The 14026-nt window shown below is 48.6% G+C and carries 12 protein-coding genes; all 12 read right to left on the bottom strand.

What is annotated here, in order from left to right:
• Positions 1–227 precede the first annotated feature (227 nt).
• The 12 genes from ACYQ8U_RS17960 to ACYQ8U_RS17905 all read right to left on the bottom strand — a co-directional run bounded on the left by ACYQ8U_RS17960 (position 228) and on the right by ACYQ8U_RS17905 (position 13943).
• Positions 228–1160 (bottom strand): CoB--CoM heterodisulfide reductase iron-sulfur subunit B family protein, encoded by a 933-nt coding sequence (locus ACYQ8U_RS17960; RefSeq protein WP_459946943.1) that lies wholly within the window; start codon positions 1158–1160, stop codon positions 228–230.
• Positions 1157–2899 carry a 4Fe-4S dicluster domain-containing protein gene (locus ACYQ8U_RS17955; RefSeq protein WP_459946942.1) on the bottom strand — a complete coding sequence of 581 codons (1743 nt, stop codon included), beginning with the start codon at positions 2897–2899 and terminating at the stop codon, positions 1157–1159. The genes ACYQ8U_RS17960 and ACYQ8U_RS17955 overlap by 4 nt, the downstream gene beginning before the upstream one ends.
• 399 nt (positions 2900–3298) lie before the next feature.
• Positions 3299–4834, bottom strand: a complete 1536-nt coding sequence (locus ACYQ8U_RS17950) for a PAS domain-containing sensor histidine kinase (RefSeq protein ID WP_459946941.1) — start codon at positions 4832–4834, stop codon at positions 3299–3301.
• A gap of 93 nt (positions 4835–4927) precedes the next feature.
• The gene (locus ACYQ8U_RS17945; protein ID WP_459946940.1) at positions 4928–5434 is read right to left on the bottom strand and encodes a hypothetical protein; all 507 of its coding nucleotides are present in this window, start codon (positions 5432–5434) and stop codon (positions 4928–4930) included.
• Positions 5435–5459: 25 nt separating this feature from the next.
• A complete protein-coding gene (locus ACYQ8U_RS17940) occupies positions 5460–5978 on the bottom strand; it encodes a hypothetical protein (protein WP_459946939.1) in 519 nt (172 codons plus the stop codon).
• A 71-nt stretch (positions 5979–6049) separates the two neighbouring features.
• Positions 6050–6433: a response regulator gene (locus ACYQ8U_RS17935; RefSeq protein WP_459946938.1), complete on the bottom strand. Its 384-nt coding sequence runs from the start codon at positions 6431–6433 to the stop codon at positions 6050–6052.
• Between the two features lie 48 nt (positions 6434–6481).
• On the bottom strand, positions 6482–7405 hold the full coding sequence (locus ACYQ8U_RS17930) for a methylenetetrahydrofolate reductase (protein ID WP_459946937.1): 924 nt from the start codon (positions 7403–7405) through the stop codon (positions 6482–6484).
• Positions 7402–8070 carry a methylenetetrahydrofolate reductase C-terminal domain-containing protein gene (locus ACYQ8U_RS17925; RefSeq protein ID WP_459946936.1) on the bottom strand — a complete coding sequence of 223 codons (669 nt, stop codon included), beginning with the start codon at positions 8068–8070 and terminating at the stop codon, positions 7402–7404. Before ACYQ8U_RS17925 ends, ACYQ8U_RS17930 begins: the two co-directional genes overlap by 4 nt.
• A 50-nt stretch (positions 8071–8120) precedes the next feature.
• Positions 8121–8555 carry a hydrogenase iron-sulfur subunit gene (locus tag ACYQ8U_RS17920; protein WP_459946935.1) on the bottom strand — a complete coding sequence of 145 codons (435 nt, stop codon included), beginning with the start codon at positions 8553–8555 and terminating at the stop codon, positions 8121–8123.
• On the bottom strand, positions 8555–11599 hold the full coding sequence (locus tag ACYQ8U_RS17915; protein ID WP_459946934.1) for an FAD-dependent oxidoreductase: 3045 nt from the start codon (positions 11597–11599) through the stop codon (positions 8555–8557). Before ACYQ8U_RS17915 ends, ACYQ8U_RS17920 begins: the two co-directional genes overlap by 1 nt.
• A gap of 85 nt (positions 11600–11684) precedes the next feature.
• A complete protein-coding gene (locus ACYQ8U_RS17910) occupies positions 11685–12557 on the bottom strand; it encodes a methylenetetrahydrofolate reductase (RefSeq protein ID WP_459946933.1) in 873 nt (290 codons plus the stop codon).
• A 63-nt stretch (positions 12558–12620) separates the two neighbouring features.
• Positions 12621–13943 carry a (Fe-S)-binding protein gene (locus ACYQ8U_RS17905; RefSeq protein WP_459946932.1) on the bottom strand — a complete coding sequence of 441 codons (1323 nt, stop codon included), beginning with the start codon at positions 13941–13943 and terminating at the stop codon, positions 12621–12623.
• Between the last annotated feature and the right edge of the window lie 83 nt (positions 13944–14026).

Genomic DNA, 14026 nt, shown 5'->3' with positions numbered 1-14026 from the left:
ATTCTGCCATATTTTGGCATAGTTTTCAGCTCCAGGTGAATAGTAAACATTTTTAGTGAAAAAAAAAGAAAAAACCATCTCTTCCGCCCAGGATGGAGAGATGGTTTTAATTTCGGCAAAGCACCAGTGCCGCACAGGGAACATTATAAAGCCTTCGCAAGGGAAATCAACAGAGAGTCTTGTTCGTCACGAAAGTCTTTCTTTTTCAAGCGGGTACGGTCAACGGGTCAGGCAGTTGCCGCTGATTTTCTTTTCTTCTTTTTTTTGTCTGCGACCGGAGGCCCGAGAAGGGATTGAATACGCGCTATATCTGCAGCATTAATGGTACTGTTTTGTCTGATGCCCAGTTGCTGTTCGTCGATGCCAAGGCAGAGGCCGAGCAGTTGCGGATAGAGAAGTACTGGGAGAAGCTTTGCCGAGGGATTCTCGTTGGCCATGTTTTTCTGAGCCGTATCAAGCTGCAAATGACAGTATGAACAGATAGGCGTAATAAATTCGGCCCCGGCCGTCTGGGCGCCGGTGATTTTTTCATTCAATAACTTTTCGGAAAGCTCAGGGTTAATTCCGGCTAGTGCTGCGCCGCAACATTCCAGCTTGCCTCGCCAGTCAAGACTTGTTACACCGGTGACCTGCAGAAGTTCTTCGGTAATTCTCGGAACAAAGGAGTCGTCAAAGCTGGTAATTTCTCTTGGCCGTAAAATATGGCAGCCATGGATCACCGAGATGTTCAGATCGCTAAATTGATTAACCAGTTGGCTTTTAATCTTCTCCGATCCGACCTCCTCAAAGAGGACGGTCAGGTAATGTTTTATCTGCGCGGTTCCGCTATATTGCAATCCTTCCTTGGTAAGATAGCCGTTCAGTTCATCTTTTAACTGACTGTCCCTGGCCAGAACATTTTTTGCCTTCTGCAGACTGGCAAAACAGCAGTTACAGATCACCAGGATATCCAGATTCATTTTTTCGGCAATGGCCATATTGCGAACAGATGGAAGGAGATAGGCCTTCTCGTCGACGTTGCGTGCCGGATAGCCACAGCAGTTGAAGTCTGGAACAACGTGGAGTTCTATACCAAATTTATTGAACACCGCTTCGGTCGAAGTTGCGTATTGCTGGATACGTATGGGGATATTGCACCCTTGAAAAAATGCGTATTTCATGAACTCGCTCCTGCCTCGATTCTGTTGATGGCGCTATTCTTAAGGTTATAGAAAATATCACACAGTTCCACCTGATTAGGGCAGTGTTCCTGGCAGAGGTAACAGGTGGAGCAACTCCAAATCATCTGGGAACCCATGGCCAGTTCCACATTACCGATACCTAAACTGAACATGATCTGATGGGGCAGCAGGCCGAGAGCTTCCCCCGGATTGTCATAGCTTCGCACCACCGGGCAGATATTGGTGCAGCGTTGGCAGGAGAAACAGCCTTTATAGCTGTTATTGCCGAATGGTGAGGTTTTGCCAAGAGTTATTGGGGAAGTGAGATCGGACAAATGTTGAAAATTCTTTTTAAAGAGCTCAGTAACTTTTTTGAGAGCTTTGAGATGGTCGTCGACAAAGTTTTGTGCCAGTGCCAGGGGAAAAGAGAAGTGACTGAGCATGGTGGTTTCCGGCGTGCCGGTAGTGAGCAGACTGTATCTTGCGCTGACAAACAGTTCTTTCAGATTGATGCCGGAAGGACAGACAGTGGTGCAGCGATCACAGCTGGTGCAGACATACAGCCCCTGCTGCATACGTTTTACGATCTCGGCGTCATGTTCCTTGTTTGCGGCAAATCTTTTCAGATATTGAACTTTTTCTGATGGGAGAATGAAATCATTTTTAAATGTTTCATAGAACATGTTTGAGGAGCATTCAAGTGAACAGGTCCCGCAATGGGTGCAGGCGGAAAGGCCGATCATCTGCCTGTTGAGAATATTTGCCGGCTCGTTGATCTCATCGCCGGTGACACTTTTGATGATGAGACTGACTGGTGCGGCAAGGATATGAAACATTTTACTGAAGGGCAGCCAGGCTAAAAAGGACAGGGAGGCGAGAATATGCAGGTACCATAATATGGTTACTGCCGCAGAATCACCTAAAATCGCCGAGAACGGCCGGCTGATTTTAGCTATGGTAAAACTTGCAAAAGCGGCCCTGTTTGAATCGTGACATTCAATGCAGCTGTCACCGTTTACTTCGCGACCTCGGGCAATGAGCTCCGGGGAGAAAGGTTGTACGGCATTGGGGGATACGACTCCGTTTTCCTCAACCCAGAACGCTTCAAGGGCTTTGGCCTCCTCTTCGTCTAAAGAGGCATATTCATCGACCATATCCTGGTAGATAGTGAAGGAGGATATTTTTGCGCCTTCAAGCAGCATACCTGAGAAAATAATGACCCCGACAAAGAGAAGAGCTGCCCAGTCACTCGGATCGGTCTTTAGTCGCTGTGTTTTCAGTGAAAATCTTCTATAGACGGCTAATCCCACACCGACAAGGACCATGACGCCAAAAAGATTTCGCAGGAAAAGAAAGGGGTTGAGGGTAGGTTGATAATTACTGAACAATGATTCAGACACTGTCGAGTCAAGGGCGTGCATGAAAAACAGCAGGATAAAACCAAAGAAAATAAGGGAGTGCGCTGTCCAACGGAGAAAGCTCTTGTCAAAAATGCGTTTCTGAAAGATGAGATCGACGAAAAGTGATTTTAAGAAGAGAACAATCCTGGAACTGAAGAGCACCTGCAAAGTCCCTTGCAGGGCAGCACTGATTCTGCCGCCAGCACTGAGGGTCGGCAGAGAAGGGGGTGAAGCGGGACGAATGCCCTGGGTAAACCAGATGGCTAATCGAATAACCAATCCGACCAGACAAACAATGACAGCTACCGCTGTTAGTACATTAAGTATATTGAAATTCATGGTTAAATCTCTATACCCTCAGTCTATTTTCCAATAATTGGAATTATTTATTGGTTTATCAATGTATGTTATATCAGTTGAACCGAATTAGATTCCTGATAACCATATATGATTCTTGCCGCCTCCTCTTCAACTCAACAGTATTCTTTTTAATTACTCGATATGCAATCCGTGCAAACAGGTAAGGTAGTATAATGATTTTCTAGCAGAAAAAAGCCGTTCGGCTGTGACACCGTGTTGTTTTTCCGGTCAGTCACCAGGGCGACCAGTGCGGCAAAGAGAACCATAGTAGAATATACTGTTTTTTATTTCACCAGTCGAGCGGTCATTTGCTCTGGTATAAAAAAAATTGATCATGTGTATCTTAAAAAACCTGTGAGATCAATTGCATAGAGCAGCTCAACCAATGGACATAAATTGGAACTCGTTGGCAGCCGGTTCTTCAGGAAGTTCCAGGAGAATTGTTGTGCCTTCCGGGCCGGTATATTTAATGGATATTTTACCATGGTTTTCCTCGAGAATACCATAGGCCATGCTCAATCCGAGTCCGGTGCCTTTGCCGACTTCCTTGGTGGTAAAAAACGGATCGAATACTTTTGACAGATTTTCCTGCGGAATGCCGCTTCCCGTGTCGGATACCTCAATATACGCCTTGTGCGCCTCACGATCGCGATAGGTCCTGAGGGTGAGGGTGCCACTGCCTTCCATGGCATCAATGGCATTGATGATCAGATTGATCAATACCTGACAGAGCTGGTTTTTGTCGGCATTGACGAGAATCTGGCAATCATCGAGATCTTTGATTATTTTCACATTCATGAAAAGTTTCTGGTCGCGGATCAGCCGCAAGCTTTCGCTGACCAGATTGTTGAGGTAAAAGATATCTTTCGCAGGTCGGGTCTGGCGACTGTAGGCCAGGAGGTTTTTGACAATGTCCTTGCATCGTTCAGCATCCTCGAGGATATAGTCGAGGTTGACCGCCAAGGGATTGTTTCTCTCAAGTTTTTCCCGCATGAGATTACCGTACAAGAGGATACTGGTCAGGGGGTTGTTTATTTCATGGGCGACACCAGCTGCCAGGCGGCCAAGAGATGCGAGTTTTTCGGACTGGAAAAGCTGACTTTCCGTTTCCTCAAGTTTTTTCTGGACTGCCTGTCTTTCTCGTAAATCGTTGAAAATTCCTGCGGTTGCCGCTTCCAGACCATCCTCGTAAATGATCGTAGCGGTCATTTCAACTGGGATCTGTTCCCCATTTTTGTTGATGACATTGACTTGGGTGCTGGGAAGCTTTCCTGTCTCGCCGATATCTTTATCGCGAAGTTTTTTCATAATTTCGCGGGCGACACCGGGTGGATAGAAATCTTCAATATTGACAAAGTTTGCTTCGTGAGCTGAGTAACCAAAGAGGTCCTCCGCTGCCTTATTCATCAGGATGATTTCACCCTTGCGATCCGAGGCCACGATGGCACTGACCGAACTTTGCAAAACTTTGTCAATGAACTGGCGGATGTCGCTGTACTTTTTCTCCAGGTGCTTTATCTTCGTTATGTCACGGAGGCTTTCAATGACATATTTAACCTCGCCATCGTCCCCTAAAATTGGCGAAAAAACCCGTTCTTCCCAGTTGATGTCCCCATCGGCGGTAATGTTTTTGTGTACAACGGACTGATTCTGTTTGGACTGCAATACTCGTTGCAGGGGGCAGTTTGCACCAATACAGGCCAGATGTTTGATTGACTGATCTTCAGAAAAAATATCCTTGCAGCTTCTCCCGACGATTTTTCTGTTACCGATATTATTACGTTCAAGAAATTTTTTATTCGCCGCAAGTATCGTCCGATCCGGTTTGAGAATGAGGGTCGGAAACGACAGAGCGTCAAAAACCCGAAGCCTCCATTCGGCTTCATTCGTATCAAATTCGGTTGAATCTACCATAGGGTTGTTAACTGCAAAGAGTCTGAATCTCAAAGACCGGCAAGAGGGGCAGGCGAAATTCCTGCTGTTCCGCCTTTGCCGGCTGTCTTCTGCTTATACTGAGGTCGGTATGAGAAAGGTTTCGGTAAGAAGTTTTAAAGTCGTTGTCCCTTGGTGTGCCGGGGTAACCAGATACATGCTTGTCCCGGCACAACCGGAAACCAGAATTTCAATGTCGTTTTGCTTGAGAGCATTAAAAGCTATGTCGGCTATGCCAAATCTATCCTGAAAATGAGGGCCGTGTAAATATAATATATCCACAGGCTGCCTGAGCTGATAGGTTGACTGCATATCGCTTTTGACCCAATTTTCCAACGTGTCGTTTAATGGTTCAAAAGGAATCTGGTTGAAGAGCAGGTGGAGTTCTGTCCTTTCTTTATCGGCGGCGTGATACGTAACCAGCTCGAATCGTTTTATATGCTCCTCCAGCAGCGCAACCCTCTGCCCCCATTGTTCCATCTGGTTTGCCGGGAAGGACAGTGTGATTAAGGCCAGACCATCCTTTTCGGTGATACCGTAGACCTTAACCCGCGCTTCCTTATACACTGCAATTGTTTCCACTGCTCTTCCTCCACACATGGGCAGATCACGGCTGGATCTGTGTTAACCGAAAACCCTGCCGAAAGGGAGCGTGATTCACAGGGAGTTCGAGAACATCCTGCAGTTTGTCGGCAATAGCATCGAGCAGGTTATAATCCGTGTTCAGCGCAATGGCCGAAATAGATGTACTGAGTGAGTGAACAGGGAAGTCGTGTCGAGCGAAAAAGGCCATCAGCAGCCCCAGGAGCCTGCAGCTGTTCCGGTGCGGAAAAAGAGTCAGCGTCCCGACGGAGGAGATGAAACTGACATGCTCGTTTTGAAAGGAGGAAAAATTGAGGATTTGCTGCACCCTGCCAAGTTCGGAACGATCAATACAAAAACTGCTCTCAGGGATGCAGGTGACGACAGAATGGCAGAGAAAGGGTATGTTGATACTTTTTTCAGCAAGCAGATGCAGCAACTGATAAATCGAGGAATCGTCCGATGCTTTGCAGGCAACAGTCACCTGTACCAGTTCTTCACTGAATTTGATACCACCAATGCGAACTTTTTGACCATTTTCCATTGGCACGCCGAATAAGAAAAAGCCGTTATCCCCTGCCGTGGTCAGGGTGGCAGGGGATAACGGTAGAGATGCTAGAGATTGTCCTGGACTATTTCCATAAGCTTGTCGAGATCAATAGGTTTGGGAACAAAATCATCAGCCAGGGTCGTTTTACCACCCATATGGGTATAATTCGTCGACTTTATTGCTTCAGTAACCGCGGTGAGCAGCACAATGACAATATCTTTATATTCATCAGAGGTTTTCAGTTCGTCACACAACGTGTAGCCGTCTTTTCGAGGCATCATGACATCGAGAATGATCAGGTCAGGCCGTTCTTCCTTGATGCGATCCATGGCTTCGACACCATCGTATGCCTTGGCAACGCGAAAGTTGGCACTTTCCAACTTCATGGAGACCATTTCCACGAGATCTGTATCGTCATCTACCACAAGAATAAGTTTACTATCGCTCATGTTTAATTCTCCTCCATCTGCTTATTGGTTGAAAACATATTTTATTATTTATACCTGAGGTCGAGGAAGAAGTCCTGCTCTTTCACAAATTTCTTCGACTTTTTCTTCCCACTCGATGGCCATGATATGAAAACCGGCGACCCCTTCAATTTTTTTCAGCCTTTCGATGGTCTCGACGCAGATGGTTACGCCCTCTTCGGCCTGTTTTTCTTTCGGCACTGAAGCCATCCTGTCAACGATTTCTTGAGGTACATCCATACCCGGAACCCGATTTGCCATGTATCGGGCGGCGCCCAGTGATTTACATGGGGTAACGCCGGCTAAAATGTAACATTTCTTATGCAGGCCTTTTTCACGTACTCCTTCCATCCATTTTTCAAATTTATCAACGTTGAAGATACACTGGGTCTGAATAAAATCAGCCCCGGCGGCTACCTTTTTCGCAAGGCGCATCACCCGCAGCTCAAAAGGATCAGCAAAAGGGTTGGCGGCTGCGCCGATAAACATTTTTGGCGGCCCCTTAATATCAGCACCACCCTGAAACAACCCTTTGTCACGCATATCTTTTACCATCTGGATCATCTGGATGGAATCTATGTCGTGAACGTTCATGGCCATGGCGTGATCACCAAATTTGGTATGGTCGCCGGACAGACAGAGCATGGTATCAATGCCAAAAGCATACGCCCCAAGGATATCGGCCTGCATGGCTAATCTGTTACGATCACGGCAGGTAACCTGATAAAGAGGATTCAATCCCTGCTGTTTGATGATAATGGAAGCTGCCAGGCTTGACATGCGCACCATAGCCGTCTGGTTGTCGGTCACGTTTACCGCATCGACAATACCTTCAAGAAATTTTGATTTTTTGACTACTTCATCAAAATTTGATCCACGTGGCGGCCCGCATTCAGAGGTAACTGCCAGATGTCCAGCTGCCAAAATTTTTTCTAATCTACTTTCAGTTTTCATTCTGCCAAATCCTCTCTGATAATCTTTCTCGGTCCACTGCCACCACCAGATCTCCAGTCTTTCGCCGGGATAATATCCAAATATCTATCCTGCAGGCCGAGGGCCTTCAGGCGATCCCAGATGAGTTGCCATGCGCAGTCAACATCATTACTGATCTCACATTTACCACCGGTTGAACCACCGCAGGGTCCATTCATCAGTTGTTTTGCACATCTGGCAATCGGGCAAATCCCTCCGGTAATACCAAGAAGACAGTTGCCGCAGCCCTGGCATCTTTCCGCCCAGACGCCCTGTCGCTCCGAAGCCCCCATAAAGGTGGTGTTGACGGCAGGGAAAACCGGTTTGTCCTTAAAGCGCATGGCTACTTGCTGGACACCACAGCCGCAGGCCATGGACATCACCGCATCAGCGGAATCGATCATCGGTACGAGTTCTTCGACATATTCCGGATCGCATTGTCTCTCAAGGGTATGCTGGCGTATTTCAATATTGCTGCCATTTTTCAGCATTGCCATCTGCAGGCCCGACGCGAGGAGTCCTACCTCTTTTCTACCCCCGGCGGCGCAGACGGTTACACACTCATTACAGCCAAGCAGCAAAATGCGCTTGAACGGTTTAATGTATTCAATAAGTTCTTCTAAAGGTTTTCGTTCAGCAGTGATCATGGTGGTTCACTCTCCTTGTTTTTTATACCGTCAGCTAAAAAAGCTGCCGGTTACTGCGCTATAGTAGCCTGTGTAGTAGTCCGTACAGGGCTGGGGCCGAGATTGCGTATTTTTTGCGTAATCTCTGTCGCCACCTGGGCAAATCGATGTCCCATGCCTGCTGACATGTTGACCATTTCAAGTCGTTCGCTTTCGATGCCGATCTCTTCAAGATACTTTTTGACATATTCGACGCGTCGTGCAGCTCTTACATTGCCGCTCTTGAAGTGACAATCTCCTTCCAGACATCCGGCGACAAAGACACCGTCAGCTCCTTTTTCGAAGGCGGTGACGATATGCTGTGCATCGACCTTGCCGGAACAGGGCACCCGAATGATTTTAACGTTTGACGGATACGGCAGGCGTAGGCTTCCCGCCATATCCGCAGCAGTATATGCACAGTAGTGGCAGCAGAAAGCTACTATTACCGGTTCAAATTTTTCCATTATGCATTTATCCTTTCAAAAAGTTGTTCCACCTGTGCAAGAATTCGGTCATCTTCAAATTGCATCAGTTGAATGGCCTTGGCCGGACATTCCGAGACACATACGCCACAGCCATGACATTTGGCGGGATCTATTTCGGAATACCCATCCGCATTGATGAAGGGAACGTCAAATGGGCATGCCCTGACGCAGATGAGACAGGCGGCGCATAAGTTGCCGTCGACACGGGCAGAAGCTGCTCCGAGATTGATAACATCTCTGGCAAGCATGGTCTGGGCCCTTGCCGCCACGGCATTGGCCTGGGTAACGCTTTCTCTTATCAACTTGGGCGAGTGCGCCGTGCCGGCCACAAAGAAGCCGGGTACGGACATATCCACCGGTCTCAGTTTGACGTGGTCCTCAAGGAAATAGCCATCGTTGGTGCGCGGCAGTTTGAAGATCATCGCCAGTTCCTCAGTGGAATCGATATCGGCAACCATGCCGGTGCTGAGGCTGAGATTATCGGCGGTGACGGTAATTTTCATGCCGAGTATGGCATCAAAATAGGTCACGTCAACCTGTGCACCTGCTGCCTCGACAACCGGTGGGCTATCAACATCGTAGCGAACGAAAATGACCCCTTTGCTACGTGCCTTTTGGTAGTACTCCTCCTGGAAGCCGTAGGTCCTCATGTCTCGATAGAGAACAAAGATTCGTGCTTCAGGGTTGATTTCAAGAATAGCCAGGGCGTTTTTAATGGCGTTCTGGCAACAAATACGTGAACAATTGGGATTTTCCGCCGTCCGGGAACCGACGCACTGTATCATCACCACGTTTTCCCAATTTTTCACGGCGTCTGGATTCTCATGGATATATTTCTGCGTTTCCAGTTGGGTCCGCACCGCAGCTGATTGGTCGAGCAGGTATTGTGCCGGACGATTTGACAGGGCTCCTGTCGCCAAAATTGTCACCCCATGTTCGAGTTGTCTGTAGAACATCTGCGGCCCGCTTTGCATACCGGTCTTAAACATGCCCGGCATGCCGCTGTGGTCGACGATCATTGCCCGTGTGAAAATCTGAATTTTCGGATGGCTCTGAACTTGCGCTATCAGGTCGCCGACAAAGTCCTGGACATCATCACCTTCGAGTGTTTTGATCAGTTGCTTGGCTATGCCGCCAAGTTTGTCACTTTTTTCCGCCAGATAAATCTGGAAACCCTGCTCGGCAAGTTGCAGGGCTGTCGTCATTCCGGTAACGCCGCCACCGACAACCAGGACATTTTTATTCATCGGCAGGCTCTGATCGGTGAGCGGTTGCGCTTTGACAGCGCTGCCGACCGCCATTTTAATCAGATCTTTTGCCTTTGCCGTGGCCTCGTCCGGTTTCCCGGAGTGGACCCAGGTCGCCTGGTCCCTGATATTGGCGATTTCCACCAGATATTTATTCAGACCGGCCTTGGCTAACAGATCCTGAAATTTACTCAAATGGGTACGCGGAGAACAGCCACCGATTACGACACGGTTGAGTTGCTCTTCCTCAATAGTCTGTTGGATGTTCGCCATGGACAACCGGCTGCAGCCATGTCCTTCCGCCTTGGCAATAGCCACATAGGGCAGCGTGGCGGCATGCTCAACGAGTTTTTCCACCTCGATGACTCCACCGATGTTTTCGCCACAGTCACAGATGAAAACGCCAACCTTAGGCTCTTCAAGACTTATGTCTCTTTCCCGGGCGCCTTCAGACTCTTCCGCCGGTTTTTTGGCGTATTTCGGCAGATCGGCTCCGGCCATGCAGGCCGCGGCACTCGCCTGGACCATCGTATCCGGTATATCCTTGGGACTCTCAAAAGTACCGGCGACGTAGACCCCGGGTTTGCTGGTGACAACGGGATTGAGGCCGACGGTCTTAGGAAAAAAATCACTGTTGAGTTCAACGCCCATCTTGGCGGCGAGAAGTCGGGATTCGTCAGAGGTTTTAAAACCGGTTGACAGGACCACCATATCGAATTTTTCTTCAAATTGTTTGGTGCTGTCATCCTTGGTGTAGGTCATGGTCAGGTCGGCTTCCCCGTCCTTCTGGAGGATCGAGTGGGGCCGGCTGCGCAGAAAGCGGACACCATATTCATCTTTTGCCCGGTTGAGGTAGAGTTCATAATCCTTGCCGAAGGTCCGCATATCCATATAGAAGATAGTCGTCTCTATATCTTCCTGGAAGCGCTCTTTCGTAACGATCGCCTCTTTCAGGGCAAACATACAGCAGGCGTTGGAACAGTATGCCCCGGCACCTTTCTGCAGTCCTCTGGAACCGATGCATTGAATCCAGGCCACTTTTTTAGGCTGTCTCCCGTTTGACGGGCAGACCAGCTTGCCTGAAGTCGGTCCTGATGCGGAAAGAATACGCTCATATTCGAGGCTGGTGACCACATCGGGTAAGGTGGCGTAACCAAGATAATCGAGCGGTGTGGGATCAAAAAGCGATGCCCCCGGCGACAAAACGATCGATGCGCATTTAATCTCGCGTATTATCGGCATATCGTCTGGATTGATTGCCCCGGCCGGGCAGATATCAACCAGGGCCTTGACGTCAGTGCATTTATCCAAATCGATGGAAAATGCCTGCGGCGTGGCCTGGGGATAGCGCATACAGGTTGGCGCCCGGTGGTCAAGACCGGGGCTGAAGCGGACGAATTCCGGAAATTGTTTGAAACATTCTCCGCATGCCGTGCACTTCTCAAGGTTAATAAATCTGGGTTGAGTTTTAAGAGTTACCGAAAAGTTACCTTTTTCTCCAGCCACGTTCTCGACACTCGTCATAGTCATGAGCTCGATATGTTCCTGGCGGTTACTCTCCGAAAGATGCGGAGCAATGGTGCAGAGATCGCAGTTATTGGTTGGAAAGGTCCTGTCCAGCTGGGTCATAAGACCCCCGACGGTAAAATCCTTATCAACGAGAACGACATCTTTATCTGCTTCAGCTAAATCCAGAGCCGTTCGTATCCCACCGAGACCACCGCCGACAACAAGTATTTTGTTATTTTGGGTTTCGATTGTATTTGAGTTCTGCATTGTTACCTTTTCTTGTTACAGGTTTAGCAGGGTTAAACGAATTATTCGGTCAATCCTTGGATAAACTGCTATGGTGTTTCAAATATCAAATTTTGGCAACATCGAGAATTTCCGGTAACTTGTGTTCCCATCCGAGCGTTTGTATAAGCACGCCTTGGGTCTTCTCTTTGAGTGCCTGGATAGTTTCACCGGCAATTTTGATTCCTTCCTGTTCTCTGTTGGAGGATTTCCGGATACGACGAATGAGCTCGTTGCTTATATTTGCCCCGGGCTCACTGTTGGTAATATATTGCGCAATGGCCAGGGATTTCAGTAGAAAAACCGTGGGGATGACCGGCACGCCCAGTTCGTTTACCCTGGACAGGAAATCAGCGCCTGCTGCCACATCGTAAATTGGTGGCGTGATAACATATCTCGCCCCGGCTTTGATTTTTGCCTGGGTGGCCAGCAGGGCCTCGTCTCTGCCTTTGTCGTCGGCAAAAGAACTTATTGTGCAGCCGATTGAAAAATCAGGGGCGCCATCGAGATCAAAGCCACTCATGTCCTTTCCGGATTGCAACGTCATGAGTGCCTCGATAAGTTGAACCTCATCGATGTCATTGACGGTTTTCGCGTCACTGTGATCACTGTCACTCATGTCTTCACTACCGGTGACAATGATGTTCTGAATGCCGAGAACGTGAGCTGCCAGCGCATCTCCCTGTAAGGCCATTCTGTTACGGTCGCGACAATACATGTGCATAATGGTTTCGACACCCTGCTGCTGCAGTATAACTCCCCCGGCCAGCGCACTCATGCGCATGATCCCGTTATCCATATCGGGCACAACCACCGCGTCAACCCTTCCTTTAAGACGGCGAGCATCATTGACCAGTCTGGAAATGTTGATTCCTTTAGGGGTGTGCATCTCGGCCAATACCGCGAATTCTTTTGCCGCTAATCTTTTTTGAAAACTCATAGGCTTATTTTCCTCCTCATCAGGGCAACCAGTTAATTTTTGTCCCTGGATACGTTGTGCGTTTTAGTACAAGGAACTTTCCGGGTGAAAAACGTCGACATCTTTCAGGTCGTCTCCGAGATAGGCTCGTTCATTGGGACCAAGGATTCCAAGAGACAGACAGATCAGTGTCCAGATGTGAACGGTACCGTAATGAGCGCCAAAATGATGTCCGATATCGTGGACCTGGGCATGGCAGTTGTGACAGCCGGTGATGCAGTAATCCGCGCCGGTAGCCATAATCTGATCAAATTTAACTTTCCCATAGGCGCGGCGTTCATCGGTGAAGCCTGATTGCAGGAACCCGCCACCACCACCGCAACAGTAATTATTTGACTTATTTGGCGTCATCTCGATGACATTTTCTTCGCCAACCACTGACTTGATGACATATCTCAGGTCATCAGCGATTTTATCGCCTTCGCCTTTACGGACAATCTGGCAGGGATCCTGAATCGTAAACTTGACTTTTCGGTCCTTGTTCCACGCGGAGCTGACTTTGAGTCGGCCCTCTCTGATCCACTTGGCGTAATAGGTATAAATAGAAGCAACTTCAAACTTATGATCGATATTGAATTTTTTCAGTCCAGCCCGGACTGAGAATGTGATGTGTCCTCACTCCGTATTGAGAAAGACCTTACAGCCAAGTTGGTCGGCCTGCTTGGCCGATACCCTGGTAACCCGCTCCCAGCAGTCGTTGTCCGCGAGAAACAAGCAGTAGTTTTCCGCAGCCCAGCCTTTGCTGCCGTAGGTCCAGTCAACACCGGCAAGGTGGAGGATTTTCCATAGCGGGACCATTTCGTCAGGTTCGGTCACCGGCTCTCGGGAATTCTGATTGAGAAAGAAAAAGGCGCCTTCTTTATCAATGGGTGCCTGCATATCCTTGAATTCGGGTTGCGCTTCCTGATACTCGGCGAGAACGTCTTCGACGACGAAGATAAAATCATCGGGGGCCGTACCCATGGCGCTGTTGGAATCATTCCGAAGTGCCATGTCGCACGATTTCATGATACCCGACGGCCGTTCTTCACGGGGCCATTCCGCGCGAGCGTTAAAGACAAGCTGAGGAATGTCAATTTTCATGGGACAGACATAGATACAGCGCTGACACATGGTGCACATCCACACCCATGGGTGGGTGGTCACCTCTTTGTCCATTCCCATGGCGCACATGCGCAGGAATTTTCGTGGATCCATATCCGCCAGTCCAGTCGCTGGGCAGCCTGAAGCGCAGGCGCCACAGGTGAGGCAGAGATTCAGATTTCCACCGTCCGGGAGGATCTCCTTAACCTTGTCAAGAAAGGAGCTGTGCTTTTTTCCTTTGATTTTGATGGTGCTTTCTGACATTGAGTTATTCCTTTTTTCCTATCCAATTACACATTGTCGGTGATGCAGCAAAATGCCTCGCCGACACTATTTGACTTTGGTTT

The sequence above is a fragment of the Desulfocastanea catecholica genome (genome assembly GCF_054657295.1).
This window is presented reverse-complemented; position numbering and strand designations above follow the sequence as displayed.

Bases quoted from the DNA above. Each gene is read 5' to 3' on its own strand.
- ACYQ8U_RS17960 (WP_459946943.1), bottom strand. From the start codon at position 1,160: ATGAAATACGCATTTTTTCAAGGGTGCAATATCCCCATACGTATCCAG.
- ACYQ8U_RS17955 (WP_459946942.1), bottom strand. From the start codon at position 2,899: ATGAATTTCAATATACTTAATGTACTAACAGCGGTAGCTGTCATTGTT.
- ACYQ8U_RS17950 (WP_459946941.1), bottom strand. From the start codon at position 4,834: ATGGTAGATTCAACCGAATTTGATACGAATGAAGCCGAATGGAGGCTT.
- ACYQ8U_RS17940 (WP_459946939.1), bottom strand. From the start codon at position 5,978: ATGGAAAATGGTCAAAAAGTTCGCATTGGTGGTATCAAATTCAGTGAA.
- ACYQ8U_RS17935 (WP_459946938.1), bottom strand. From the start codon at position 6,433: ATGAGCGATAGTAAACTTATTCTTGTGGTAGATGACGATACAGATCTC.
- ACYQ8U_RS17930 (WP_459946937.1), bottom strand. From the start codon at position 7,405: ATGAAAACTGAAAGTAGATTAGAAAAAATTTTGGCAGCTGGACATCTG.
- ACYQ8U_RS17925 (WP_459946936.1), bottom strand. From the start codon at position 8,070: ATGATCACTGCTGAACGAAAACCTTTAGAAGAACTTATTGAATACATT.
- ACYQ8U_RS17920 (WP_459946935.1), bottom strand. From the start codon at position 8,555: ATGGAAAAATTTGAACCGGTAATAGTAGCTTTCTGCTGCCACTACTGT.
- ACYQ8U_RS17915 (WP_459946934.1), bottom strand. From the start codon at position 11,599: ATGCAGAACTCAAATACAATCGAAACCCAAAATAACAAAATACTTGTT.
- ACYQ8U_RS17910 (WP_459946933.1), bottom strand. From the start codon at position 12,557: ATGAGTTTTCAAAAAAGATTAGCGGCAAAAGAATTCGCGGTATTGGCC.